Origin of the sequence: Paractinoplanes pyxinae (assembly GCF_026626335.1) — a bacterium.
Lineage (GTDB): Bacteria > Actinomycetota > Actinomycetes > Mycobacteriales > Micromonosporaceae > Actinoplanes > Actinoplanes pyxinae.
Window position 1 is genome coordinate 209,435 of sequence record NZ_JAPNTZ010000013.1, and the last position, 25,289, is coordinate 234,723.

23 protein-coding genes are annotated in these 25,289 nt (G+C 70.6%); 10 read left to right on the forward strand and 13 right to left on the reverse strand.

Annotated elements, in window-relative coordinates; all coding sequences use genetic code 11:
- Nucleotides 1–13: 13 nt before the first annotated feature.
- Nucleotides 14–1,072, forward strand: a complete 1,059-nt coding sequence (locus OWR29_RS33500) for an iron-siderophore ABC transporter substrate-binding protein (RefSeq protein ID WP_267567387.1) — start codon at nt 14–16, stop codon at nt 1,070–1,072.
- Nucleotides 1,073–1,117: 45 nt separating this feature from the next.
- On the opposite strand, the gene OWR29_RS33505 is transcribed toward OWR29_RS33500, so the two are convergent.
- The gene (locus OWR29_RS33505; RefSeq protein WP_267567388.1) at nt 1,118–2,272 is read right to left on the reverse strand and encodes an acyl-CoA dehydrogenase family protein; all 1,155 of its coding nucleotides are present in this window, start codon (nt 2,270–2,272) and stop codon (nt 1,118–1,120) included.
- Between the two features lie 186 nt (nt 2,273–2,458).
- Between OWR29_RS33505 and OWR29_RS33510 the strand changes: the two genes are divergently transcribed.
- A complete protein-coding gene (locus OWR29_RS33510) occupies nt 2,459–7,579 on the forward strand; it encodes an SCO7613 C-terminal domain-containing membrane protein (RefSeq protein WP_267567389.1) in 5,121 nt (1,706 codons plus the stop codon).
- 34 nt (nt 7,580–7,613) lie between these two features.
- Nucleotides 7,614–8,222, forward strand: a complete 609-nt coding sequence (locus OWR29_RS33515; protein ID WP_267567390.1) for a histidine phosphatase family protein — start codon at nt 7,614–7,616, stop codon at nt 8,220–8,222.
- Here the strand turns inward: OWR29_RS33515 and OWR29_RS33520 are convergent.
- Nucleotides 8,206–8,955: an SAM-dependent methyltransferase gene (locus OWR29_RS33520; protein WP_267567391.1), complete on the reverse strand. Its 750-nt coding sequence runs from the start codon at nt 8,953–8,955 to the stop codon at nt 8,206–8,208. The genes OWR29_RS33515 and OWR29_RS33520 overlap by 17 nt on opposite strands.
- 161 nt (nt 8,956–9,116) lie before the next feature.
- Here OWR29_RS33520 and OWR29_RS33525 point away from each other — a divergent pair, with 161 nt between their 5' ends.
- Nucleotides 9,117–9,734, forward strand: a complete 618-nt coding sequence (locus OWR29_RS33525; RefSeq protein ID WP_267567392.1) for a hypothetical protein — start codon at nt 9,117–9,119, stop codon at nt 9,732–9,734.
- Nucleotide 9,735: 1 nt separating this feature from the next.
- Here OWR29_RS33525 and OWR29_RS33530 read toward each other — a convergent pair whose 3' ends face one another.
- The 7 genes from OWR29_RS33530 to OWR29_RS33560 all read right to left on the reverse strand — a co-directional run bounded on the left by OWR29_RS33530 (nt 9,736) and on the right by OWR29_RS33560 (nt 16,505).
- Complete coding sequence (locus OWR29_RS33530) at nt 9,736–10,188, reverse strand: SitI3 family protein (protein ID WP_267567393.1); 453 nt, start codon at nt 10,186–10,188, stop codon at nt 9,736–9,738.
- A 16-nt stretch (nt 10,189–10,204) separates the two neighbouring features.
- The gene (locus OWR29_RS33535; RefSeq protein WP_438872693.1) at nt 10,205–10,774 is read right to left on the reverse strand and encodes a CdiA C-terminal domain-containing protein; all 570 of its coding nucleotides are present in this window, start codon (nt 10,772–10,774) and stop codon (nt 10,205–10,207) included.
- 112 nt (nt 10,775–10,886) lie between these two features.
- Nucleotides 10,887–12,386, reverse strand: a complete 1,500-nt coding sequence (locus tag OWR29_RS33540) for a substrate-binding domain-containing protein (protein ID WP_267567394.1) — start codon at nt 12,384–12,386, stop codon at nt 10,887–10,889.
- A 48-nt stretch (nt 12,387–12,434) separates the two neighbouring features.
- A complete protein-coding gene (locus tag OWR29_RS33545) occupies nt 12,435–12,848 on the reverse strand; it encodes a glutaredoxin domain-containing protein (protein WP_267567395.1) in 414 nt (137 codons plus the stop codon).
- A 9-nt stretch (nt 12,849–12,857) separates the two neighbouring features.
- The gene (purE, locus tag OWR29_RS33550; RefSeq protein WP_267567396.1) at nt 12,858–13,355 is read right to left on the reverse strand and encodes a 5-(carboxyamino)imidazole ribonucleotide mutase; all 498 of its coding nucleotides are present in this window, start codon (nt 13,353–13,355) and stop codon (nt 12,858–12,860) included.
- Nucleotides 13,356–14,498 carry a 5-(carboxyamino)imidazole ribonucleotide synthase gene (locus OWR29_RS33555; RefSeq protein WP_267567397.1) on the reverse strand — a complete coding sequence of 381 codons (1,143 nt, stop codon included), beginning with the start codon at nt 14,496–14,498 and terminating at the stop codon, nt 13,356–13,358. It lies immediately after the preceding gene.
- A 12-nt stretch (nt 14,499–14,510) separates the two neighbouring features.
- Nucleotides 14,511–16,505, reverse strand: coding sequence for a thioredoxin domain-containing protein (locus OWR29_RS33560; protein ID WP_267567398.1), 1,995 nt, complete (start codon nt 16,503–16,505; stop codon nt 14,511–14,513).
- Between the two features lie 269 nt (nt 16,506–16,774).
- Here OWR29_RS33560 and OWR29_RS33565 point away from each other — a divergent pair, with 269 nt between their 5' ends.
- Nucleotides 16,775–17,581, forward strand: coding sequence for a hypothetical protein (locus tag OWR29_RS33565; RefSeq protein WP_267567399.1), 807 nt, complete (start codon nt 16,775–16,777; stop codon nt 17,579–17,581).
- A gap of 188 nt (nt 17,582–17,769) precedes the next feature.
- On the opposite strand, the gene msrA is transcribed toward OWR29_RS33565, so the two are convergent.
- Nucleotides 17,770–18,429 (reverse strand): peptide-methionine (S)-S-oxide reductase MsrA, encoded by a 660-nt coding sequence (msrA, locus tag OWR29_RS33570; RefSeq protein ID WP_267567400.1) that lies wholly within the window; start codon nt 18,427–18,429, stop codon nt 17,770–17,772.
- 47 nt (nt 18,430–18,476) lie between these two features.
- Complete coding sequence (locus OWR29_RS33575) at nt 18,477–18,890, reverse strand: HIT family protein (protein WP_267567401.1); 414 nt, start codon at nt 18,888–18,890, stop codon at nt 18,477–18,479.
- Between the two features lie 24 nt (nt 18,891–18,914).
- On the opposite strand from OWR29_RS33575, the gene OWR29_RS33580 reads away from it, so the two are divergent.
- From OWR29_RS33580 to ilvA, 3 genes are read left to right on the forward strand one after another with little or no spacing between them, the layout of a single operon-like run.
- Entirely contained in the window at nt 18,915–20,066 is a 1,152-nt protein-coding gene (locus OWR29_RS33580) for a cystathionine gamma-synthase (protein ID WP_267567402.1), read from the forward strand.
- 21 nt (nt 20,067–20,087) lie between these two features.
- Nucleotides 20,088–21,449: an amidase gene (locus tag OWR29_RS33585; protein ID WP_267567403.1), complete on the forward strand. Its 1,362-nt coding sequence runs from the start codon at nt 20,088–20,090 to the stop codon at nt 21,447–21,449.
- A 20-nt stretch (nt 21,450–21,469) separates the two neighbouring features.
- Entirely contained in the window at nt 21,470–22,720 is a 1,251-nt protein-coding gene (ilvA, locus tag OWR29_RS33590) for a threonine ammonia-lyase (protein WP_267567404.1), read from the forward strand.
- 53 nt (nt 22,721–22,773) lie between these two features.
- Here the strand turns inward: ilvA and greA are convergent, their stop codons facing one another.
- Both greA and OWR29_RS33600 read right to left on the reverse strand, forming a co-directional pair.
- Complete coding sequence (gene greA, locus OWR29_RS33595; RefSeq protein WP_267567405.1) at nt 22,774–23,268, reverse strand: transcription elongation factor GreA; 495 nt, start codon at nt 23,266–23,268, stop codon at nt 22,774–22,776.
- Nucleotides 23,269–23,411: 143 nt separating this feature from the next.
- Nucleotides 23,412–23,831, reverse strand: coding sequence for a DUF4307 domain-containing protein (locus tag OWR29_RS33600; protein ID WP_267567406.1), 420 nt, complete (start codon nt 23,829–23,831; stop codon nt 23,412–23,414).
- A gap of 111 nt (nt 23,832–23,942) precedes the next feature.
- Here OWR29_RS33600 and mca point away from each other — a divergent pair, with 111 nt between their 5' ends.
- Together mca and OWR29_RS33610 are read left to right on the forward strand one after the other, a co-directional pair.
- The gene (gene mca, locus OWR29_RS33605; RefSeq protein WP_267567407.1) at nt 23,943–24,824 is read left to right on the forward strand and encodes a mycothiol conjugate amidase Mca; all 882 of its coding nucleotides are present in this window, start codon (nt 23,943–23,945) and stop codon (nt 24,822–24,824) included.
- Between the two features lie 16 nt (nt 24,825–24,840).
- Nucleotides 24,841–25,197 (forward strand): hypothetical protein, encoded by a 357-nt coding sequence (locus OWR29_RS33610; RefSeq protein ID WP_267567408.1) that lies wholly within the window; start codon nt 24,841–24,843, stop codon nt 25,195–25,197.
- Nucleotides 25,198–25,289: the final 92 nt, after the last annotated feature.

The window sequence follows — 25,289 nt, forward strand, 5'->3', positions numbered from 1 at the left end:
AAAGGAACAGCCCGTGCGGCTCTTCAATATCCGGCGGACTGCCACTGTGGCGGCGGCCGGGCTTCTCCTCGCGCTGACCGCGTGCGGACCGAACAGCGAGAACGACGAGCCGGCGGCCACCGCCGGCAGTGCCTCGGCCGGGGCCGACGCCGCCGCCTTCCCGGTGTCGATCGACCACAAATTCGGCACCACCGAGATCAAGGCCGAGCCCAAGCGGATCGTCACCGTCGGCCTGGTCGAGCAGGACGCCCTGCTGGCGATGGGCGTCGTCCCGGTCGCGACGACCGAGTGGTTCGGCGAGAAGCCGGGCGCGATCTGGCCGTGGGCGACGGCCGCGCTCGGCTCGGCGGCCAAGCCCGAGGTGCTGACCTTCACCGACGGCATCCAGTTCGAGAAGGTGGCGGCGCTCAAGCCCGACCTGATCCTGGCCGTCTACTCCGGCCTGACCAACGAGGACTACGCCAAGCTGTCGAAGATGGCGCCGACCGTCGCGCAGCCCAAGGGCCAGGTCGACTACGGCGTGGGCTGGCAGGAATTGACGCGTACGGTCGGCAAGTCCGTCGGTCGCTCGGCGCAGGCCGAGAAGCTGGTCACCGACACCGAGGGCCTGTTCACCAAGGTGAAGCAGGAGCACCCGGAGTTCGCCGGCAAGACCGGCCTGATGGCCACCACCTACGAGGGCTACTGGGTCTACGGCACACAGGACCCGCGCGGCCGCCTGCTCACCGACCTCGGCTTCACGCTGCCGGCCGGCCTCGACGAGGTGACCGGCAAGGAGTTCGGCGCCAACCTGTCGAAGGAACGCACCGACCTGCTCGACGTGGACATGCTCGTCTGGATCGTCGACAACTACGACGCCGACAAGAAGAAGGTCCAGGCCGACCCGCTGTACTCGAAGCTCAAGGTGAAGACCGAGGCCCGCGACCTCTACGTCGAGAACCTGGAGGAGGTCGGCGCGGCCACGTCGTTCATCTCGGTGCTGAGCCTGCCGTTCCTGCTCGACAAGCTGGTCCCCCAGATGGCCGCCGCCGTCGACGGCGACCCGGCCACCGCGGTCGTCCGCGCATCCTGAACAGTGCCGTGGCCAGGCAGTCCGGCCTGGCCACGGCCACTTCGGTCAGTCCTTGAGCAGCTGGCGGGCCATGACGACGCGCTGGACCTGGTTCGTGCCCTCGTAGATCTGGGTGATTTTGGCGTCGCGCATCATGCGCTCGACCGGGTAGTCGCGGGTGTAGCCGTACCCGCCCAGCAGCTGGACCGCGTCGGTGGTGATTTCCATGGCGGCGTCGGACGCGAAGCACTTCGCGGCGGCGCCGAAGTAGGTCAGGTCGGCGTCGCCGCGCTCGCTCTTGCCGGCGGCGACGTACGTCAGCTGACGGGCCGCCTCGAGCTTCATGCCCATGTCGGCCAGCATGAACTGCACGCCCTGGAAGTCGGCGACGGGCTTGCCGAACTGCTTGCGCTCCTTCACGTAGTCCTTGGCGAAGTCGAGCGCGCCTTGAGCGATGCCCAGCGCCTGCGCCGCGATCGTCACCCGGGTGTGATCGAGGGTCTTCATGGCGGTCGCGAAGCCGGTGCCCTCGTCACCGATCATGCGGTCGGCCGGGATGCGTACGTTGTCGAAGTAGACCTCACGGGTCGGTGAGCCCTTGATGCCGAGCTTCTTCTCGGGGGCGCCGAAGCTGACGCCGGCATCCGCCTTCTCGACCACGAAGGCCGAGATGCCCTTGGACCGCTTGGTCGGGTCGGTGACCGCGAAGACCGTGTAGTACTCCGACACGCCCGCGTTGGTGATCCAGCGCTTGACGCCGTTGAGCACCCAGTGATCCCCGTCACGGACGGCCCGGGTGGTCATCGAGGCGGCGTCCGAGCCGGCCTCGGGCTCCGACAGGCAGTACGAGAACATCGCCTCGCCCGAGGCGACCTTCGGCAGATATTTCTGCTTGAGCTCTTCGGAGGCGGCGATCAGCAGCGGCATCGTGCCGAGCTTGTTGACCGCGGGGATCAGCGACGACGAGCCGCAGGCGCGGGCCACCTCTTCGATGACGATCGCGGTGGCCAGGGCGTCGGCGCCGGCCCCGCCGTACTCGACGGGGATGTGCGGCGCGTGGAAGTCGCTCGAGCGCAGGGCGTCGTACGAGGCCTTGGGGAACTCGCCGGTCTCGTCGGCCTCGGCTGCGTTCGGCGCCACCCGGGCGTCGCACACCTCGCGCACCGCGGCGCGGATGGTCTCGTGGTCCTCCGGCAGCTGGTAGACGTCGAACTCGCTCATTGGCCTGGCCCCTTCGGTTGTGCAGTCCCGCCGCTATGTTACTGGCGCGTAGCGTACGCCGACCAGACCCTGGGTAAGACGCCTGCGGGCGTTTTCTATAGATGTCGGCCCCCGTGAGCCTGTTCTAATGAGGTGTCGGACCGGCATGCTCTAGACAAGGTGTGGCCGGCAGGTCGAGGAGGTTCCGTGGCGCAGGCTGAACAGCCCGACAGCTACGACGATGAGCTGGCCCGCATCGAGGCTTCCATCGCGGATCTGAAGATCCGCGACATGGCCGCGGCCAAGGAGCGCACCCAGATCGCCGCCAAGATCCAGGCGGCCCAGTTCCAGCGCGACATCCTGGCCCACGCCAACACCAAGAAGAAGGCCGCCAAGACCGCCAAGACCCGTCGCGTACGGCGTCGCGGGCCCGACGATTTCGCGCCGCCGCCCCCACCCACGGGCGGCCCGGCCGAAGATCTGCCGCCCCCGCCTCCGCCGTCCTCCTCGAAGAGGCCGGGCCCGCGACCCGACTGGTCGCCTCCCGGCTCGGCCCACACCGGCCCGCCCGGCGTCGCCACCGACGGCGTGACCACACTCGTCGACGACCCGCCGCCGACCGAGCGGGTCGCCCCGCCCCCGCGCCGCTCGGCCGGGTTCACCGGGGCCGAGCACCACCCGCCCGAAGCGTCCTCCCAGTCGGTGCAGAACATCCTGCTGGCGCTGGGCGCGCTGCTCATCGGCGTGGCCGCCGTGGTCTTCGCCGGTGTCGCGGTCAGCAACCCGTTCGCCCGGGCCCTGATCCTGGCCTTGGCCACCACCACCGCCCTGGTCGCGGCGCCCGGCATCGCGCGGCGCGGCCTCAGCTCGACCGGCGAGACGGTGTCGTGGGTCGGGCTGGTGCTGCTGCCGCTCACGCTGTTCGCCCTGCACGGCAGCGAACTGACCGGCGGGGCGAGTGTCCCCGTCCCGCTCTACCTCGGCATCACCTTCGCCATCACCGCGGTCGCCGCCTTTGCGTACGCGGGGGCCACCCGCCTGGCCGCGCCGCGCTACGCGACAGTGGTGGCCGTGCAGCCGGTTCCGCTGCTGCTGGCCGAGCCGATGATCCAGAGCCCGGCCGGCTGGGGCATGGCCCTGACCGTGGTCGCCGTGCTCGACCTGCTGCTGCTCACCACCGTGATCCGCAAGGGCCGGCTGCTGCCGCAGTGGCCGTGGGGCCGCCCGGTGGCCGCCGACCGGCAACACCAAGACCCGGTGCTGCTGGCCGAGGACGCTCCCGCCCGCCCCGAGTCGGCCGGTGAGGAACCCGACCTCATCCTGCACGGCGCCACCACCCGGCGGCGCCAGGGCTGGCTGCGGACGCGCATCTTCTTCCCCGGCCCCCGCCCCGAGGGCGCGCCGGCGGCCGGCTCGGTGCCGGTCGCGTTGCCCGCCACGCCCCCGTCGGCCGACTGGCTGCGCGAGCTGACCTTCGCCCTGCTCTGCGTGGCCAGCGCGGGCGCCCTGCTCTATTCGTCGGTGGCGCTGCTGCAGGCCCAGGTGCTGCCGGACGCGCTGCGCTCCGGGCTGGTGCTGGTGCTGGCCGCGCTCACCGCGTTCGCCGCGGCCTGGCTGCTCGACAACCTGACCGCGCGCAACATCGCCGGCGGGGTGCTGACCCTGGCTGTGATCGGCGCGACGGCCCGCATCGCCGACGTCGTGTCCCCGCACTGGACGCTGGCCGTGGCCGCCGCCGTGGTCGCGGTCACCGGCGCCGTGGTCGCGCTGGTGCCGCCCGAGGTGCGCCGGGGCCCGCAGATCGCCTCGGCCGCCGCGCTCGCCCTCATCGGCGTCGTCCTGGTCATCGACTGCCTGCGCGCCGCCTTCGCGCCGCTGCAGGCCGCGCGTCCGGTCTGGCACGCCGACACGGCCGGCTACGCCCAGCGGATGGCCGAGGCGGCCGGCGAACTGGGCTGGCTGCTGGCCTTCAGCGCGCTGCTGGTCACCATCGCCGCCGCGCTCGCCCTGCCGCCCAGCGTGCGGCACGAGGGCGCGGTCGCCGGCATCGCGCTGACCGCCCTGGCCACGCCCGCCTCGCTCGGCCTGGACTGGTCCGGCGCGCCCTGGCCGCTGGTCCTCGCGGCGGTCGGCATCGGCGCCGCCGGGCTGGCCGCGACCACCCGGCGCATCGCCATCGTGCACGTGGCCGCGGCCGGCGTGGTCGGGCTCTTCGGGGCCGGGGCCGCCCTGGGCGCGGCCTGGCTGACCGCCGCCGTGCTCACCGCCATCGCCGGGGCCGGCGTGATGATCGCCGTGGCCGCCCGGCAGATTCCCATTCGCCTGTACGCGTGGCTGGTCGGCGACTGGGCGTCCGGTGCGGCCGCCCTGGCCCTACCCGGGGCCGTGGTGACGGCCGCCCTGGCCGTGTCCGACGAGGGCAACGGGCCGCCGCCCACCGAGGCGGTCACCGTGCCCGCGCTGGCCGTCGGCTTCCTGGCCGTGGCGGCCACGCTCAGCTACTCCGCGGTGTTCCAGGTGGCCCGGCGCGACATCAGCCTGCCGCTGACCGCCGGCACCGGCCTCGGCGCGATCGCGCTGGCCCTGGCCGCCCTCGTCGCGCCCGGCGCCACCGCCCCTGACGTCTGGGTCGGCGCGCTGCTGCTGGTGGCGGCCGGCCTGCTGTTCTTCTCGAAGTCGATCGACAGCGGGCGGCGCAGCGACCGCGTGCTCGACGGCCCCGACATCGCGGCGGCGGCCGCCACCGTCGCGATCTGCGGCGCGCTGGCCCGCGTGTTCGCGCTGGCGTTCCCCGACGCGCCGCTGGCCGTGGCGGGCGTGGTGGTGCTGATCGTCGCGCTCGGCGTGGCCGTGCTGCCCGAGGAGTGGAGCCGCGGGCCCAACCGCGGCCTGGCCGTGGCCGGCGTGGTGGTCGGCGCGATCGCCGGCTATCTGGCGCTGGCCGGCGCGGTCCGCATGCTGTCGGTCTCGGCCGACCTGTGGGACGCCGACCTGACCGCCTTCCCGAGCCCCGGCCCGGGGGCCTGGCAGGCGCCGTTCGCCCTGGTCGTGGTCTCGATCGCCGCCGCCCTGGCGGCTCCCCGCCCGTGGTCGCACCTGTTCTCGGCCATCGCCGGGGCGGCGGCCGCGATCGGCGCTCCCTTCGCGCTGGGGCTGCCCTGGTGGTCACCCCTGCTGATCGGGGGTGCGGTCGCCATCGCGTACGCCATGGCCTCGATCGCCGCCCTCGAACCGGCCGCCGCTCTGTGCCGAGCCGGCGCGGGTGCGGCCGTCCTGCTCCACGCCGTGGTGTCCTCGCTGGCCCGGCCCTGGTCGACTGCGCTGTCACTGCTGCTCGTGGTGATGATCGGCGCGCTCACCGCCGTCATGGCCCGCACCCGGGTGGCGACGATCGAGAGCCCGCCGCCCGGCACGCCGCTGCCGCCGCCGGGCCGGTTCTGGGCGCCGTCCACCGTCACCGAGGCCGACCTGGCCCGCGACGACACCGGCATGCCCCGCCACCGCGCCCAGATCGGCGGCGCCGCCACCGGCGCCATCATGCTGGCACTGCCCGGCGTGCTCGCTTCGGTCGCCGCCGACCAGAACCACGACGCCCAGGTCGTGCTGACCGCCGCGCTCGCCGCCTCCTGCCTCAGCCTGGCCATGCTCGCGCTGGCCGGCCGCTACATCCCGCAGTTCCTGCCGTGGGCCACGGTCGGCCTGGTCCTCGGGGCGACGATCACGGCCTTCGCGTCGATCCCGACCCCGCACCCGACGGCCCTCTACGCGGCCGCGGCGGCCCTGCTCGGGGTGCTGGCCGAACTGCTGCGCGGCTCGATCCCGGCCCCCGGCCTCACGCTGGCCCGCGAAGGCGTCTTCACCGGCGCCGGGCGCTACCCGCAGCGCCGGTGGACCACGGCCCGTCCGCTCGGCCTGAGCGGACGCTGGCTGGTCGATCCGGCCACCAGCGCGGTCGTGCTGGCCCTGGTGCCGACGATCCTGGCTCTGTTCTCGATCGCTCCCGCGCTGCGGGCCGCGCTGGTCGACCCCCTGGGCCAGCTCTCGCACATCTGGGACGGCCCTATTCCGGCGCTGGCCGCACCCTCGTCCGGTTATGTCGACGGCACCAGCGTGCTGGCCATCGTGCTGCTGACCGGGGCGGCGGCGCTGGCCGCGATCGGCTTCGGCGGCAAGGCGTCCGAGGCGGTGCCGGTCATCCTGCCCGGCCTGGCCATCACCATCCTGATCGCCCCGATCGCCATGCACGCGCGCTACCCCACAGCCACCACGGCAGCCCTGGTCGTCTTCACCATCTCGATGCTGGGTCTGGCCCTCACGCCGCCGCCGGCCGGCCGCCGCTCGTCGCTGCTCGGCACGACACGCACGATCGTCTTCGTGATCGGCCTGCTGGCCGGCAACGCGGGCCTGGCCGGCAGCCTCGCCCAGCAGCGGCTCACCCTGTTCACGCTGGGCAGCGCGGTCCTGGTCGGCCTGGTCGCCGCGCTCGGCGGGCGCAGCCGGTTCGCCCGGATCCTGGGCTGGCTGTTCGCCGCCGTCATGGGCCAGTTCTTCGTGCTCACGGCGGCGATCGCGGCCGGTGTCGAGCGTCCGTGGGCCGCGTTCGGGGTGCTGGCCGTGGGCGCCGCGCTGCTGATCCTCGAGGCCACGGTGCCGCGCCTCGGCCTGCCGCAGTACCGCGCCGAGGCGACCACGGTCGAGTGGAGCGGCTACGCGTCGGCCCTGATCGCCGGGGTCATGGCCTTCGACTCGCCGGCCCACCTGGCCGCGATGCTGTCCGCCTGGGGCGCCGTGCTCGGCCTGGCCGCGGCCCGCGTCGGCCGCCCGGCCAACCAGCGGCGGGCGCTGTTCTGGACGGCGGTCGGCTTCGAGGTCGTCGGCGTGTGGCTGTTCGTGGCGCTGGCCAACGTGGGGCTGCCCGAGGCGTACACGTTGCCGTTCGCGGCGCTGGCCCTGCTGGTCGGGGTCATCGAATCGCGCGACCGGCCCGATCTGAGCAGCTGGGCGGCGTACGGTCCGGCGCTTCTGGCCGCGTTCGTGCCGACCATCGGCATCGTGCTCGCCGGCAACGGCGGCGAACTACGCGAGGTGTTGCTGCTGCTGGCGGCGGTGGCCACCCTGATCGTCGGTTCCCGCAACCGGCAGCAGGCGCCAGTGGTGGTGGGCGCGCTGGCCACCATCATCGCGGCCATCCACTTCGCCAGCACGCTGGTCGGGCCGTGGCTGGTCCTGGTGCCGCTGGGTGTGATCCTGCTCTGGGTGGGCGCGACCAACGAGAACCGCCGCCGCACCCGCGAAGGCCTGCGCGGCGCCCTGGTGAAGATGCGTTAGACGCAGTCACCTCCCCGAGCCGTAGATTGGCGGCGTGAAAACGCTCTATGTCGTAACGCATCCCGAGGCGACTCACCACGTCGACGGACTGGTCGGGGGTTGGTTCGACTCCGACCTGACGCCGCGCGGACTGGACCAGGCCGCGAAGATCGCCGAGCAGCTGGCCGCGCGGGCGCCGAACGCCGAGGTCTACTCCTCGGATCTGTTGCGCACCCGCAGGGCCGCCGAGATCATCGCCGCGCGGCTCGGCACGTCGGCGGTGCTCGACAGCGACCTGCGCGAGAAGTCGTTCGGCGAGGCCGGCGGCCGCCCGCAGTCCTGGTTGGACGAGCGGTTCATCCCGCCGCCCCGGTTCGGCGAACGCATGCGCCACGACGAGGGCCTGCCCGGCGCCGAGACGAAGTGGGATCTGGCGGTCCGGGTCTACGCGGCGGTGGAGCGCATCCTCAAGTCGGACGCGCCCCACCAGGTGATCGTCACGCACGGCATGGCCGCCACCTTCGTACTGGCCGCCTGGATCGAGATGCCGCTCGAGTCAGCAGGCCGCGTGGCCTTCCGCTTCTCCCCCGGCGGCATCACGACCCTGCGCGAGGACGACTACTTCCACAACCGCACGGTCGTCCAGCTCAACGACGTTCCATGAGCGCGAACACCCCCCACCCGAGGTAGCGGCGCTGATAGCGGACGTGATCGAGCGGGGCGGTGTCCAGCTCGTCACGGAAGGCCGGGGCCAGCTCGTCGTCCGGGTTGTCGTCGAGCCAGCGCCGGATCGTGAGCCACTGGGCCGCGGCGTAGCGATCCCAGCTGTCCCCGTCGGCCAGCACCATCTCGACCAGATCCCAACCGAGCCGCCCGAACGACTCGACCAGCCCCGGCAGATCCAGAAAGTCGGACTTGGCCTGCGCATGGCACGCGCGCGCCGTCGCCTCGTCCGGCGGATCCTCCTGCCAGAACGGCTCCCCGATCAGCACCAGCCCACCGGGACGCAAACTGCGGGACAACAAATCCAAGGTTCCCGGTACGCCGTTCCCGATCCAGGTCGCCCCGATGCAAGCCGCGAGATCTACGGGCTCATCCAACACGTACCCGGCTGCGTCGTCGTGCACAAAGCTGACCCGCTCGGAAACACCCAGTTCGGCGGCTCTGGCCCGGGCCTGCTCGATGCCGAGCGTGCTGATGTCCACGCCGATCCCGCTGATGCCGTGGTCCCGGCTCCAGGTGCACAGCATCTCGCCGCTGCCACAGGCCAGATCGAGCATCGTGGCGCCGGCCGGCAGGCGCAGGGCACGGCCGAGGTCGGCCAGCTTGACCTCGGAGAACGGGTTGTGAATGCGGTGATGCTGCTCGCGAATGACAAAACTACGTGGAAGGTCCACTTCTGCTGTTCCTCACGTCGACTCGGATGGTGGCGGAATCGGCGTGGACCGGCATGCTAAGCACCTCCAGAAAAACGACGTGGATCCCGGACCGTACGCTGCAGCCCGAGCAATCTCCATCAATTTCCCGGTACGGGGGCAGAGTGCACCAGCGTGGGTGGGTGAACGCGGCGATAGCGGTGGTAGTCGCCGCCGGAGTGGCCGCGGCAGCAGGCCACTACCTGCAGGCAGGCGAGGCCGAAGCAACCGTGGTCGCCCCACCCAACCGGACGGTCGATCCCGCGGTCCCCGAGGCCAGGCTGCTCAACAGCGTCCTGTACATCGACGGCTGGCGCGAGTTCGGCAACCCGGTCGGCTTCACGTACGTACCGAAGACCCGCCCACCCGGCCTGGTGGACCTGAACCCGGGCAATCCACCGAATTTGAGCGGCGGGTCCCACCGAGGGTCCGGAAACGGCGCCCAGATCGACGCCTACCACCTCAAGGGCCTCTTCGTGGCGCTCGAGTTCGCCGCCACCCCCACCGAAACCTGCGCCAACGCCCAGGACCCTCCCCGCGCCATCTGCGTCCGCGACAACAAGCCCACAGTCCCCGACCCGGCCGACATCAACCTGCGTTACACGACGGCCTACTTCACCGCCGGCAAGCCCACCACCTTCAAGTCAAAAACCACCGAAGCGGCCAAACGCTTCTGGTCCAAGGTGGAGATGGTCCCGGTGCAGGAAGCCCCCTGGTTCACCGACCTGGTAACCCGCGCCGAGGCATCACTTCAGAAGTGACTCATCCCGGAAGGGCATCGTTCGCGCCCGGGTAGTTGGCCCACCACGTCTCGCGCCGGTGTTTGACGAGAACCCCGTCGAGACGGGTCAACAGAAGGATGTCGCCATTGAACGCAAACGCGGCATCCTCCGGACCGCTCACCAGCACGCGGCGGACAACCGTAAGCATGTTCCTCACCTGCCAGCCGACGTCGTCCACCTCTTTGCTCATCCGAAAGCTGACCGACGTGTAAGGCTCCGGCTCCCATTCCCACGTGCCGTTGTCGGACAGGACATCGAGATAACGGCTCGGACCGGACAGAACAGTGGCGGCGAACCCGTAGCGAACATCAAGGTCCGCGACGAGGAGGCGCCCAGTCCCGGCGGGCCGCTCGGCCGGGTCTGGATAAGCGCGCTCCGCCACCTGCTCGACGGAAGTCACGCCGGCAAGGACGAGGTCATACTCGATGGCCATATGTGCTGCTCCCCCGTCAGTCAGTTCTTGGTGGTAGTTCGAAATGGACAATGTCACCGTCGGCGGTGATGACTTTGACCTCCTTCAGGCCATCCATCGGCCACTCGGCGAACTGCTTTCGTAGAGCGGCCAGATCCCCTGCCCATTGCTCCAGGTTGATAACCACTCGCTGCGTCTGGAGCTTATTGACTTTCTCGTCCCGCACGTAGCTCCAGACACCGCGCACAGTTTTGGTCGGGTTCGTCGGCGAGTAACAGTCGAAGACCCTTCCTTCGAGCAAATAGTCCGGCTTCGTGGCCGGAGAGCCTACGTCGCCGGCCTCGTGCCTCGCCTGCGCGACCACCGCGGGCGTGGGGTTCTGCGTGATCCGCCATCCCTTCTCGGCGAGGATGACGGCCGCCGAGTTCTCCATCTCCAAGGCGCGCCGGCCCTCGCCGTGGAGTCCGGCCGGGATGGTGGTTTTCGACCCGGCCGGGACGCCGCCCGGCGTGCCGGTGCTTCGGGTGATGAAATAGTCGGGCTGGGCCCCTGTGCCGGAACGCCCTGTCCGTGCCACATCGAAGGTGACGTCCTGCCCCTCGCGCACGCTTCGCGGTTGTCGGCCGGCGCCTCCGGCGCGTCGCTTTCTGGCCATCGCCGTGGATCACCGCTCCCCGTTCCCGGTGAGCCGTCCATTGAAATAGGCGAGCGCAAATGCCTCAGGGGACCGGGTTGGGGTGGCAGAGCTGGGGGTTGGCCAGTTCGGCGCAGGGGCGGTCGCCGTGGGTGCGGATTATGTCGGCTCCTACCTGGTTGGTCAGGTAGCGCAGGAAGCTCGCCGCCAGGGAGTGGGCGTCCGGGTCGCCGTGGGTGTAGCCGAGTTCGGTTTCCCAGAACGGGTAGGTGCCGTGGTCGGCGTCCGGCACCGTGGCGGGGCGGCCGTCGATGCGGACGAGGGCTAGGCCTTGACGGTCCGTGGCGGCGCCCAGTTCGCTGTAACCGAGCGCGCCCGGGGTGTCGGCCACGGAGCGCAACACCTCGTCGGTGGAGTTGCGGGCGCACCGCACCACACCGACCGGCGAGCCCGGATCCCTGTCGCGGCAATTGTCGGAGTTGCTACCTGGCTCGCGCGTCCCGGAAAGCACCCGCCGCTGGAAGGCGGCCCGCGTTCCGGAGCCGGGGTTCCGGCTGATCAGGCGGACCGGCACGTCGCGGCCGCCGATGTCCTTCCAGTTGGTGATCTCGCCGCTGTACAGCCGGCGGATCTGCGCGGTGGTCAGGTCGCGCACCCCGGTGTCGGCGTTCACCACCAGCGTGAACAGCACGAACGCGATCGGCCGGGCGACCAGGCCGGGCATGCCGTCGGGCTTCTCGCCGTCCGAGAACGCCAGCACCCCGGAGTTCTCGCCGGCCCGGTCGAGCGCCAGCAACCCCTCGCCGCTGCCTCGCATCTCGAAGCTGAAGGCCGCCTCGGTGCAGCTCTCCTGATAGGACTTGGCGGCGTCGCGGACCACCGGTTCGAACGCCGTCGAGCCGGTCACCGTGAGCGTGCCGGCGGCGCAGTCGAGGGGCGTACCGGCGTCGCTGCGGAAGTAGACGACGGACTGCGCCACCACCAGCAAAGCCAGGAAGGCGATCAGCGCCATCGCCCGTTTCGAGGTGCCCGTACGGCTTCGGGTCTCGATGATCCGGCCGTCGCCCACGCCGCCCTTGATCGTGCCGACGACGATCGGGTCGGGGTACGGCCCGTCGCCCTTCTTGACGCCGTCGGAGTTGTCGAGCGCGGCCAGCACCTTGTAGTGGTCGTGCCGGTTCATCGGCACCTTGGGCAGCTCGACCAGGTCGTCCCGCACGGTGAGCCCGGCCAGGCTGGAGCGCAGGTTCTCGTCGCTGAGCTCGGTCACCACGAGACCGACCACTCGCCGCCCGGGGAAGCTGACCCGGATGCCGGCCTTGTCGTCGTCGCGCACCGCGTAGTCGTGCTCGTCGATGTTCGTACGGCCGGTGTTCTCGATCCGCAGCAGCACGATGCTCGGGTCGACCAGCGGCACGCCGTTGTTGCTCAGTTCACCCAGCGCGCCCGGCGCCGCGGTCTCGCCCACGTCGTTGGCCGTGGTGTCCATCTGCACGCGGTAGCCGAGCCGCTTGCGCCCCTTGACCAGGAACTCGTAGATAGCCGCGATGCCCGGCACGACGATACCGAGGGTCGCGAGCGCCACACTCCACCAGAGTTCGATGGCCCGACCGTACGAGCGATGCCTGAACGGTCAGTTAAGGGATCGCACCAGCTGAGGTGAAGGGTTCACAAAGGACTCGCCGACGGTCACGACGGTGGGCACGGTCTCGTTGCCGTCGGCCACCGCGCGCACCGACGCCGCGGCCTCGGGGTCGCTCCAGATGTCGACCCAGTGGTAGCGGCCCGCCCGCCGGGCCAGCGAGCCGCGCAGCCGCAGACAGTACGGGCATCCGGGGCGCCAATAGATGATCGGGCGGCCGTCGGCGGCCTGGGCGGCCCGGGCCTCGGCGTCGGTGACCGAGCGTGGGAACGCGGGCGGCGACACGACCACCGCGACTGCCACCATGACGAGAAAGAACACCAGACCGCCGTACGAGCCGATCCAGAACCCGCCCAGCACGCCGATCGCCACCATGAAGGCGGCCGGTTGCCAGCGGCGTGTCATACGGTGAGGCTACCCGAGCAGTTGCTCACGCAGAGCGGCATCTTTCTCGGCCACCAGCTTCTCGAGGCCGGCCTGGAAGTTCGCCATCTTCGTGCGCAGCTGCGGGTTCGCGGCGCCGAGGATGCGCACGGCGAGCAGGCCGGCGTTGCGGGCGCCGCCGATCGACACGGTCGCCACCGGCACCCCGGCCGGCATCTGCACGATCGAGAGCAGCGAGTCCATGCCGTCGAGGTGCTTGAGCGGCACCGGCACCCCGATCACCGGCAGCGGCGTGAGAGCAGCCACCATGCCGGGCAGGTGAGCGGCTCCCCCGGCGCCGGCGATGATCGCCTGCAGGCCCCGGCCGGCCGCGCTCTCGGCGTAGTCGACCATCTTGCGGACCGTACGGTGGGCCGAGACCACGCCGACCTCGAACGGCACCTCGAACTCGGCGAGGGCGATCGCCGCCGCCTCCATCGTGGGCCAGTCCGAGTCGCTGCCCATGATGATCCCGACGAGCGGTGCCATTTACCGGCCCTCCTGAAGCCATTGCGCGGCCCGCTGCGCCCGGGCGCGGACCGAGGTCATGTCGTCGCCGAGCACGGTGACGTGCCCGATCTTGCGGCCGGGGCGTACCTGCTTGCCGTAGAGGTGCACGCGGGCGCCGGGGTCGGTGGCGAACAGGTGATGCAGGCGCTCGTCGATCGAGATGCCGCCCGGTTCACCGCCGAGCACGTTGGCCATCACGACGGCGGGCGCGGTGAGCGACGTCTCGCCCATCGGGTAGTCGAGCACGGCCCGCAGGTGCTGCTCGAACTGCGAGGTGCGGGCGCCCTCGATCGTCCAGTGGCCGGAGTTGTGCGGGCGCATGGCCAGCTCGTTGACCACGATGCCGTCGATCGTCTCGAACAGCTCGACGGCCAGCAGGCCGACCACGCCGAGCTCGTTGGCCAGGTCGATCGCCAGCTGCTGAGCCTTCAAGGCCAGCGGCTCGGTCAGGCCGGGGGCGGGCGCCAGCACCTCGACGCAGATGCCGTCCTTCTGCACCGTCTCGACCACCGGGTACGCCGCGACCTGCCCGAACGGCGAGCGGGCGACCAGGGCGGCCAGCTCCCGCCGCAGCGGCACGCGCTCCTCGACGATCAGCGGGGTGCCGGTTGCGACGAGTTCCGCCGCCTCTTGCGGCCCCGACAGCATCCAGACGCCCTTGCCGTCGTACCCGCCGCGGGTGGCCTTGGCCACCACCGGCCAGACACCGCCGGCGAAGTTCTCGACGTCCTCGGCCGTCTCGACCCGGCCCCAGCGCGGCACGGGCGCGCCCAGCTCGGCCAGCCGCTCGCGCATCAGCCCCTTGTCCTGGGCGAACACCAGCGCCTGGGAACCGGGATAGATCTTGACGCCCTCCGACTCGAGCACCTCGATGTGCCCGGTCGGCACGTGCTCGTGGTCGAAGGTGACCGCCTCGCACCCCTTGGCGAACTCACGCAGAGCAGCCAGGTCGGTGTGCGATCCGATCCGCACATCGGCCGCGACCAGCGCGGCACTGTCATCGGGCGACACGCTCAGCACACGCAGTGACTGACCGAGAGAAATAGCGGCCTGGTGGGTCATCCGGGCCAGTTGGCCCCCGCCCACCATGCCGACCACAGGCAGACCGGTTCGGGTATCCATCGCCCGCCCAGCCTAGCGAGTCAGGCGCGCCACCAGATCGTCCGGGCTGGTCACCGGGCGGTCACAGACGAAACCACGGCACACGTACGCGGTGGGGACGTCCCCCTGCAGCGGCCGGTCGGCCAGCAGCGGCACCCCCGGCCGGTCGGGCTCACCGGCCACGATGACCGTCCCCGGCGGCGCGTGCCGGTGGGCCGCGGCCAGCAGCGGAGCCTCCAGCCCGGCCGGGGCGGCGATCGCGATCTCGTACGGGCCGGACAGCGCAGCCTCGGCCACGGTCGCCGAGTAACCGGCGAATCGCGGGTGTCCCCCGATCACGGGGCCGGCCGTGGCCAGCGCCGCGTCGGCCGCCTCGCGATAACTGGGCTCGCCGCTCAGGGCCGCGTAGGCCACGAGAGCCGCGCAGACCGACGACAGGCCGGACGGGGTCGCGTTGTCGGTCGGGTCGGCCGGACGGGTGACCAGCCGCTCGGCGTCGTCCGCGGTGTCGTAGAAGCCGCCCTCACCCGTGCCGAAGTGGGCCAGAGCCACGTCGAGCAGCACGCGCGCCCGCTCGAGCCACACCCCGTCGGTGGTGAGCTGGTGCACAGCCAGGAAAGCCTCGGCGACGCAGCCGTAGTCCTCCAGCACACCGGCCGGCTCCCCCACCACACCGTCCCGTGAGACGCGGCGCAGGCGACCGTCGACCAGGTGCCGCTCGGCGAGCACGGTCGCGATCTCGATGGCGGCCACCCGCGACGACTCGGCCCCGGTGAGCAGGCCGTGCTCGGCCAGCGCGGTTACGGCCAGGCCGTTCCACGAGGCCACTACCTTGTCGTCACGCGCCGGTTGCGGGCGCTCCGCGCGGGCGGTCAGGAGCCTTTCCCGTACGTCTCTCCAGCGCTGCACCAGGGCCGGGTCCGCGGCGTCGATGTCCCGGGCCAGCACGAGCACGCTGCTGCCGTGCTCGAACGTGCCCTTCTCGGTGACGGCGAACAGGTCGGCCGCCCACTGCCCGTCATCGTCACCGAGCGCCTCGACGAGTTCGGCCGGCTTCCAGGCGTACGTCAATCCCTCGACACCCGCCGCGTCGGCGTCCAGGGCCGAGGCAAGCCCGCCGGCCGGAGTGCCCAGATCACGCAGCAGGAAATCGGCCGTCTCGTCGGCGATCCGCCGGGCGAACGGGTCGTCGGTGAGGCGCCAGAGCTGCGTGTAGACCCGCAGCAGCAGGGCGTTGTCGTAGAGCATCTTCTCGAAGTGCGGCACCGTCCAGGTGGCGTCGACCGCGTACCGCGCGAACCCCCCGGCCAGCTGGTCGTAGATGCCGCCCCGCCCCATCCGCTCGGCGGCGAACCGGACCGCCTCGAGAGCCTCGTCCCAGCCCGTACGTTGGTAGTGGCGCAGCAGGAAAAGCAGGCTCATGTGCGGCGGGAACTTGGGCGCCCCGCCGAAGCCGCCGTTGGTCGTGTCCTGCTCCTTGAGCAGCCCGTTGGCCGCCGCCCCCAGCAGCTCGGCCGAGATGGGCGCCTTGGGCCCGCCGACCAGCTGTGCCCCGCCGATCGCCTCGACCACGTTGGCGCCCTGCTGGACGACCTGCTCACGCTGATCCCGCCAGGCGGTGGTGACCGAGTCGAGCAGCCGGGCGAAGTTGGCCTTGGGGAAGTAGGTGCCGCAGAAGAACGGGTCGCCCTCCGGGGTGGCGAAGACGGTCATCGGCCACCCGCCCTGCCCGGTCATGGCCTGGGTGGCGGTCATGTAGACGGCGTCGACGTCGGGCCGTTCCTCCCGATCCACCTTGATCGCCACGAACCCGCCGTTCATGAGCCCGGCGATCTGCTCGTCCTCGAAGGACTCGTGCGCCATCACATGACACCAGTGACAGGCGGCATACCCCACCGAGATCAGCACCGGCACATCCCGCCGCTTAGCCTCGGCGAACGCCTCGGCCGACCATTCCCACCAGTCAACCGGGTTGTCAGCATGCTGAAGCAGATAGGGCGAGGTAGCCCCGGCGAGACGGTTAGCCATGCCCCCAGCCTCTCACCTGCGCCCGCCCGAGGCCCGTGGGCAGGCCGATGTTGTCCTTGGCCAGTAGGTCAGCCCAGGTAAATCCTGGCTGTACACCGCCGGCCACCTGTGCAACAGAAGGCACGGCTGTCGCGGATGTGTACGCCGCCGTGTATCGAACTACACCGTGGCAGGGGTCACGGCGAGTTGGCGTCGGTTGCTTCTCAGGTGCGGCGATCGCCGGTCGATGGCGTCATCCGTCCCCGCCCTCGAACGGAACGGACCAACTCATGAGGCTGCCCCTCCTCGCCGCGACCGGACTCCTCGCCGTCGCGAGCACGCTGACCTGGACGGAACCAGCAGCTGCCGCGGCGTCGACCACGTCCGACCACACTCCGCCGGTCGTCACCGTCGTCTCCGGCGGCATCGTGCCCCCGGTGGTGTGGAACAACGGCGTCCGCAGGATCTCCGTGCTGCTGCGGATCACCGACGACGGGAGCGGATGGGAGCCGGGTCAGGCCCAGCTCCGGATGCAGTCACCGCAGGGAACGGTGGTGGACCTGAGCGAGATCACCCGGGTCGCCGGCACCGGGAACGACGGCCTGTGGCAGTTCGCCACCACGTTGCCGCGGTTCGCCGCGCCCGGGACGTGGCGGGTGTTCCAGGCTGACCTTTGGGATCGAGCACAGAACCTGACGACGGTCACGACGCACCTGTCGTTCACAGTCATCGGCAAGGCTGACACGACGCCGCCGGTCGTTCACTGGGAATCAGCCAAATTGAGCGCCAACACCTTCGACAACAGCCAGGACCGGGTGCTGAAGGTCCGGGTAGCCGCTACGGACGACCTGAGCGGTGTCATCAGCACGCCCGGTGCCGTCTTCTTGGAGAGTCCGAGTGGCGATTGGTCCTCGTCGGAATGGGGCACCAAGGTGTCCGGCACCCCCACCAACGGCACATGGAACTACACCGTGACGCTTCCCGCCGGCGCGGCGGCCGGAACCTGGCACGTCTACTCGGCAACGATGTACGACGAGGTGGGGAACGCCAACCAGTTCGGGTCAAGAGAGTTCGCCACCGTCACGGTCACCGGATAAGAAGGTGGTCGAACGGCGAATGCCTGGTCGTTGGCCGGCATGGGCAGCTCTGACGCCGGCTTGATCGACGCAGCGGGTTCCCACCACCGAAAGGGCCGTCGTGGCGGTGAGCCGCAACGGCCCTTCCCATCGACTTCGGTGTCGGACTGGACGATCACGTCCGAGGTCGGGTCAGTGGCACAAGAGCGTCAGTTGGTGCGAGCGACACCGACCGGGCAGGTCATGCCGTTGGGGCCGTGGTTGCAGTAGCCGTACGGGTTCTTGGAATCCGACAGGTACTGCTGGTGGTAGTCCTCGGCGTAGTAGTACGTGCCGAGCGGGCGGATCTCGGTGGTGATCTGGCCGTGGCGGGCCGCGGTGACCACCGGCTGGAACGCCTCCAGCGACTGCTGGGCGATCCGGGCCTGGTCGTCCGTCGTCGTGTAGATCGCGGAACGGTACTGGGTGCCCACGTCGTTGCCCTGGCGCATGCCCTGGGTGGGGTCGTGGTTCTCCCAGAAGGCCTTCAGCAGGTCCTCGTACTGGATTTTGCTGGGGTCGTAGACGACCTGGACCACCTCGGCGTGGCCGGTGGAGCCGGAGCACGTCTCCTCGTAGGTCGGGTTCTTGGTGAACCCGCCGGCGTAGCCGACCGACGTCGAGTAGACCCCGGGCAGCTGCCAGAAGATGCGCTCGGCGCCCCAGAAACATCCCATTCCGAACACCGCGACCTCGAGACCGGCCGGCCACGGGCCCTTGAGCGGGGTGCCGAGCACGGTGTGCTTGTCGGCGACCGGCATCTCGAGGGGGCGGCCCGGCAGGGCCTGGTCGGGGGTAATCAGCTCGAGCTTCTTGTGCCGCAGGAACACGGTCACTCCCTTCATCCGCCGGTACAACACCAAGCCGGGGGCGATCCTTACCCGAGTTCCTTCGCGATGCGCGAAGCAAATGAGGCGGCTTCCTCGTCGCTCGCGTACTTGTGCCGCGGCCAGAAGAATCCCCGCAAACCGTCGCCCTTGGTCCTCGGCACCACGTGGAAGTGCAGGTGGGCCACCGACTGGGACACGATGTTGTTGTTCGCCACAAATGTCCCCTGCGCGCCCAGCGCATTCGGCACGGCAAGAGAAACGCGCTGCACGAGTCCGAAAAATCCGGGCAAATCGGCGACCGGCAACTCGGGCAGCGTCACCACATGGGAACGCGGCACCACCAGCACATGCCCCTTGAAGACCGGCCGGGTGTCGAGGAATCCCACCCCGTCTGGCGAGTCGATCACCTTGAAGGCGGGCACCGACCCCGCCACGATGTCGCAGAAGACGCACGATGCCACCAGGTGAGACTAGCCTTGCCGAGCATGACGGCTAACGACTACGGGTTCGACACCCTCGCCATCCACGCCGGCCAGGATCCGGACCCCCGGACCGGCGCGGTCGTGCCTCCGATCTACCAGACGAGCACGTACGCCCAGGACGCCGTCGGCGCGCCCCGGCTCGGCTACGAGTACAGCCGTTCCGGCAACCCCACCCGTGACGCCCTGCAGGAGTGCCTGGCCGCGATCGAGGGCGGGCGCCGGGGCCTGGCCTTCGCGAGCGGTCTGGCGGCGGAGGACACGCTGCTCCGCGCGGTGTGCCGGCCCGGCGACCACGTGGTCATCCCCGACGACGCGTACGGGGGAACCTATCGCCTCTTCTCGAAGGTGGCCGAGAACTGGGGTCTGGACTGGACCGCCGTCGATCTCGCCGACATCGACCAGGTGCGGGCCGCGTTCCGGCCGGGCGTGACCAAGCTGATCTGGGCCGAGACGCCGACGAACCCGCTGCTCAACATCGCCGACATCGCGGCCCTGGGCGGTCTGGCCCACGAGTACGACGCGCTGCTGGTGGTCGACAACACGTTCGCCTCGCCCTACCTGCAGCAGCCGCTCACCCTGGGCGCCGACGTGATCGTCCACTCGACCACCAAATACCTGGGCGGGCACTCCGATGTGGTCGGTGGCGCGCTGATCACCGCGAACGACGAGCTCGGTCAGCAGCTCGCCTTCCACCAGAACGCGATGGGCGCGGTCAACGGGCCCTTCGACGCCTGGCTCACCTTGCGAGGCATCAAGACCTTGGGCGTACGGATGGAAAGGCACTGCGACAACGCCGAGCGCATCGTCGGCTTCCTCAGCGAGCACCCGGCCGTCAGCGAGGTGCTTTACCCCGGCCTCGAGACGCACCCCGGGCACGAGGTCGCGGCCAAGCAGATGCAGCGCTTCGGTGGGATGGTGTCGTTCCGGGCGGCCGGCGGCCCGGAAAAGGCCATCGAGGTCTGCAACCGGACAAAGCTCTTCGTGCTCGCCGAGTCGCTGGGCGGCATCGAGTCGCTGATCGAGCACCCCGGCCAGATGACACACCTTTCCGCTGCCGGTTCGGCGCTTGAAGTCCCCGCCGATCTCGTGCGACTGTCTGTCGGCATCGAAACCGTTGACGATCTGCTCGCCGACCTCGAGCAGGCACTGGGCTGAGAAGACACATACGGAGAGGCAATGAGCGACGGTACGACCTGGGTAGGCGCGACGGCCAAGCAGATCTCCCGCGCGGTGCGGCGCGGTGACGCCACCGCCACCCAGGTCGTGGCCGACCATCTGGAGCAGATCTCGATCACCGACCCCACCCTGGACGCCTTCCGGGTGATCCGCGGCGGCGAGGCCATCACCGAGGCCGAGAAGGTCGACGACCAGGAGGATCTGGCCAACCTGCCGCTGGCCGGGGTGCCGGTCGCGGTCAAGGAGAACACCGCCGTGGCGGGCCTGCCGACCTGGAACGGCTCGGTCGCGGCGCGTACGCCGGACGTGGCCGAGGACGACCATGAGGTGGTCCGGCGGCTGCGCGGGGCCGGGGCGGTCGTGGTCGGCACGACGCGCATGCCCGAGATGGGCCTGTGGGCGGTGACCGACGACGGCGACGGCGCCACCCGCAACCCCTGGGACCGCGACCGCACGCCGGGCGGCTCCTCCGGCGGTGCGGCGGCCGCGGTCGCCGCCGGGCTGGTGCCGATCGCCCAGTGCAACGACGGACTCGGCTCGATCCGCATCCCGGCCGCCTGCTGCGGGCTGGTCGGGCTCAAGCCGGGCCGCGGCGTGGTCCCGGCCGACCTGGGCATCACCAACTGGTACGACCTGGTCGAGAACGGCGTGCTGACCACCACCGTCTCGGACGCCGCCCTGGGCTTCTCGGTGCTGGCCGGCCGCGATCCGATCAAGCTGGTCGAACCGAGCCGGCTGCGGGTCGGCGTCTCGATCCGGTCACCGCTGGCGGGCGTACGAGCTGACGAGCCCAACGCTTCGGCGGTGACCACAGCGTCGAAGCTGCTGGTGCAGGCCGGGCACAACACGGTCACGGCCAACCCGCCCTACCCGCAGACGCTCGGCCTCGGCACGCTGGCCACCTGGTTCGCGTCGGCGTACCGCGAGGCCGAGCACTACCAGCTGGCCCAGCTGCAGCCGCGCACCCGGCAGCACATCCGCCTCGGCAAGTGGGCCCTGCGGGCCGGCCTGGTGCGGCAGTCGCAGCGGGACGCGTACCGCGAGTCGGCCATCCGGTTCTTCGCCGACAACTCGCTCGACCTGGTGCTCACCCCGGCCCTGGCCGCCGCGCCGCCGCTCGCCGACGGGCACGCGGGTGGGTCGTGGCGGCGGAACATGGCCGACAGCATGAAGTACGCCCCGTACGCGGCGCCGTGGAACGTGGCCGGCCTGCCCGCGATCGTCGTCCCGGTCGGCACCCGCCCCGACGGCCTGCCCCTGGGCGTGCAGCTGGTCGGCCCGCCCGACTCGGAAGCCCTGCTCCTGGCCGTGGCGGGCCAGTTCGAGGTCATGAACCCCTGGCAGCGGCACGCGTTCGTTTAGTGGGTGGCAGCATTCGGGGCATGAATGGTGCCCCCCATCCGCTCGATCTGCTCGCCGCGGCCGACATCGAGGCCGCGCGTGAGCTGCTGACCGGCGTGGTCAAAACGACCCCGCTGATCCCGTCGCGGCCGCTCACCGAGATCACCGGCACCCCGGTCTGGCTCAAGTGCGAGAACCAGCAGCGCGCCGGGTCGTACAAGGTCCGTGGCGCGTACACGCGCATCGCCCGCCTCTCGGACGCCGAGCGGGCCCGCGGGGTCGTCGCGGCCAGCGCCGGCAATCACGCGCAGGGTGTCGCGCTGGCCGCCGAGCTGCTCGGCGCGCGGGCCACGGTCTTCATGCCCGAGGGGGCGCCGCTGCCCAAGGTCACCGCCACCCGGGGCTACGGGGCCGCGATCGAGTACGCCGGCACGAGCGTGGACGACTCGCTCGAGGCGGCCCGCGAGTTCGCCGACCGCACCGGAGCCGTGATGATCCACCCGTTCGACCACCCCGACGTCATCGCCGGGCAGGGCACGGTGGGCCTGGAAATCCTCGAGCAGTGCCCCGACGCGACCACGATCGTCACCGCGGTCGGCGGAGGCGGGCTGATCTCGGGGGTGGCGGTCGCGACCAAGACGCTGCGGCCGGACATCCGGGTCGTCGGGGTGCAGGCGAGCGGCGCCGCCGCGTACCCGCCCTCGCTGGCCGCCGGGTCGCCGCAGCGGCTGGAGCGGGGCGTCACCATCGCCGACGGCATCAACGTGCTGCGCCCCGGCGAGCTCACCTTCGCGCACGTCAGCAAGCTGGTCGACGAGGTGGTGACGGTCAGCGACGAGGATCTGTCGGCGGCCCTGCTGGTGCTGCTGGAGCGGCACAAGTCGGTGGTCGAGCCGGCCGGGGCGGCCGGGGTGGCGGCCCTGATGACCGGCGCGTACGCCCCCTTGGACGACGGTCCGGCGGTGGCCATCCTCTCCGGCGGCAACATCGACCCGATGCTGCTGCTGCGCGTGATCGAGCACGGGCTGGCCTCGGCCGGGCGCTTCCTGCGGCTCGCGGTGCGCTGCACCGACCGGCCGGGCGAGCTGGCCCGGCTGCTCGGGCAGATCGCCGACCAGCGGGCGAACGTGGTCGACGTGGCGCACTCGCGCCAGAGCCCCCGGCTCAGCTTCGGCGAGGCCGAGGTCGCGCTCTCGGTCGAGACCCGCGGGCCGGACCACTCGGCCGCGCTGATCAGCAGTTTGCGGGGCTCGGGCTACCGCGTGTCGCTGCTGGCCGACCACACGCCCTGACGCTGCGTACGGAAAAGGCCCGCGGCACGCCGCGGGCCTTTCTTCAGCGGAGGTCAGCCCTCGAACGGGCCGAACTTGACCACGGTCACCTTGATGTCGGAGCCGCTGGGCGCCGTGTAGGTGACGGTCTGCCCCTCGGCCGCGCCCAGGATGGCCGTGCCGAGCGCCGACTCGGGGCTGTAGACCGTGAGGTCGGTGGTCGAGGAGATCTCACGCGAGCCGAGCAGGAACGTCTCGGTGTCGCTCTGGTCGTCGTCGAAGTAGATCGTGACGACCGAGCCGGGGCCGACCTTGTCCTGCGTGGGGACCTCGCCGACCTCGGAGTTGCGCAGGAACTCCTTCAAGTACAGGATCCGGCCTTCCTGACGGCTCTGCTCCTCGCGGGCGGCGTGGTAGCCACCGTTCTCGCGGAGGTCGCCCTCCTCCCGGCGCGCGTTGATCTCCGCCGCGACGGCCGGACGAGCGGCGATCAGCTCGTCGAGCTCGGACTGCAGCCGGTCGTGAGCGTCCTGAGAAAGCCAAGTCTTGGGCGCCTCTGAACTGGACACGGGCGATCTCCTTGCTGGAACGGGGGCACGTCATTAAATGGAAAACGCTCAGCACCACTGGACGGGATGCTGAACGGAGCGAATCACCAAGCTTACCAGCGGTATGCACACCGCCGGTTTCGTGCGATCTTGTACCGGTTTGCTCAGGCCGGTGCGCGGCAGTTCACGACATCCCCGACGCTGGCCCGGGCCGTGGTGGGCACCGTCTCCTTCGCGTCGATTGTCGTTTCGTTCCCTTGCGGGCGGACGATCACCGTACGCCGCCCGACCTCGAAGCCGTCGTAGTCCCGCGCGCGCAGCACGCACTCGGCCGGCTGGCCGGCCGGGACGCGCACCTTGAATTCGATGGTCAGCACGGCGGCCGACGGTTCCTCCCAGCCGACGATCTGCGGCTCGTAGTCCGTGCGGCCGAACTGCTGGAAGAGCCGCACCGAGAGCAGCAGCGAGGCCGCCACCACGACGACGAGCACGACGATCGGCACCACCGACCGGCGGCGGCCGGACCGGCGCCGTCCGTAGCGGCCCGGTGGGAACACCGGGTCTGTGGTGCGCGTCTCGCTCACCTCGGGCACCTCTCGTGCGTTTCTTGTCGGGGGGATCCGACAGAATGGCAGGGTCCATCTTCGCAGCCGACACCGGTCCGCACGCCGCGGGTCAGGTCCGAGGAGTTTTCTGTGGCTGAGCAGTTGCGTCTCATGGCGGTGCACGCGCACCCCGACGACGAATCCAGCAAGGGCGCCGCCACCATGGCGCGTTACGTCGCCGAGGGCGTCCGGGTGATGGTCGCGACGTGTACCGGCGGCGAGCGCGGCAGCGTGCTCAACCCCAAGATGGACCGCCCCGACGTGCTCGAGAACATCACCACCATCCGCCGGGCCGAGATGGACAAGGCGCGCGAGATCCTGGGTGTCGAGCAGTCCTGGCTCGGCTTCGTCGACTCGGGCCTGCCCGAGGGCGACCCGCTGCCCCCGCTGCCCGAGGGCTGCTTCGGCCTGCAAGACCCGGAAACCGCAGCGATCCCGCTGATCAAGCTGATCCGTGAGTTCCGCCCGCACGTCATGACGACCTATGACGAGAACGGCGGGTACCCCCACCCCGACCACATCATGTGCCACAAGATCTCGGTGGTGGCCTTCGACAAGGCGGGCGACCCCGAGGCCTACCCCGAGCTGGGTGAGCCGTGGCAGCCGTCGAAGCTCTACTACAACTCGGGCTGGACCCGGGCGCGCATGCTCGCCCTGCACGAGGGCATGCTGGCCGCCGGCCTGGAATCGCCGTACACCGAGTGGCTCGAGAAGTGGAACGACCGGGAGGACCGGGGCGACAAGATCACCACGCGGGTCGAGTGCGGCGAGTACTTCGAGGTTCGTGACGACGCCCTGCGCGCCCACGCCACCCAGGTCGACCCCGACGGCTTCTGGTTCAAGATCCCGCTCGAGCTGCAGCAGAAGGTGTGGCCGACCGAAGACTTCGAACTGGCTCGCTCGGTGGTCGACAGCCCCGTCCCCGAGTCGGACTTGTTCTCGGGGATCCGCGAGTCGGTAGAGGCCCGCTAAGACGTACAGTCACTACATGGACATCACGGTCACGGTCAATAACTTCGGCGACACCCGCTCGGGCGGCCTGGCCGGCCCGATGGGGTTGTTCGTCATCGTGCTCATGTCCATAGCGACTGTTCTGCTGATCCGCAACATGAACAAGCGCTTGCGTCGGCTTCCCGACAGTTTTCCTGACGCGAAGCAGACGCAGCGTGAGGCCGAGATCGCCCGGCTCAACGCGGATCTTGAGCGTTCGGGCGCCGGCGGGACCGCGCCGGACGTCGAAGCCGGTCGATCCTCGACGGCCAGCGCCGTTGCGGATAACGAGGTCACGGGCATTACTACTCACCGTGACGGCAGCTCCGCCGACGGCGACAACGGCCGCGTTTGACCACGTCGCAGGCGGTTGCCGCCTGTCGGTCGACGACACACACCGTATTGGTCTGACCTAAGGGCGATACGCGTCGTGCGTCAAGCCCTGTT

Coding starts and splice junctions, on each gene's coding strand:
- OWR29_RS33610 (WP_267567408.1), top strand. CDS start 24,841: ATGGACATCACGGTCACGGTCAATAACTTCGGCGACACCCGCTCGGGC.
- OWR29_RS33580 (WP_267567402.1), top strand. CDS start 18,915: ATGACGGCTAACGACTACGGGTTCGACACCCTCGCCATCCACGCCGGC.
- ilvA (WP_267567404.1), top strand. CDS start 21,470: ATGAATGGTGCCCCCCATCCGCTCGATCTGCTCGCCGCGGCCGACATC.
- OWR29_RS33555 (WP_267567397.1), bottom strand. CDS start 14,498: ATGGATACCCGAACCGGTCTGCCTGTGGTCGGCATGGTGGGCGGGGGC.
- OWR29_RS33585 (WP_267567403.1), top strand. CDS start 20,088: ATGAGCGACGGTACGACCTGGGTAGGCGCGACGGCCAAGCAGATCTCC.
- OWR29_RS33565 (WP_267567399.1), top strand. CDS start 16,775: ATGAGGCTGCCCCTCCTCGCCGCGACCGGACTCCTCGCCGTCGCGAGC.
- OWR29_RS33560 (WP_267567398.1), bottom strand. CDS start 16,505: ATGGCTAACCGTCTCGCCGGGGCTACCTCGCCCTATCTGCTTCAGCAT.
- OWR29_RS33505 (WP_267567388.1), bottom strand. CDS start 2,272: ATGAGCGAGTTCGACGTCTACCAGCTGCCGGAGGACCACGAGACCATC.
- OWR29_RS33530 (WP_267567393.1), bottom strand. CDS start 10,188: ATGGCCATCGAGTATGACCTCGTCCTTGCCGGCGTGACTTCCGTCGAG.
- purE (WP_267567396.1), bottom strand. CDS start 13,355: ATGGCACCGCTCGTCGGGATCATCATGGGCAGCGACTCGGACTGGCCC.
- OWR29_RS33545 (WP_267567395.1), bottom strand. CDS start 12,848: ATGACACGCCGCTGGCAACCGGCCGCCTTCATGGTGGCGATCGGCGTG.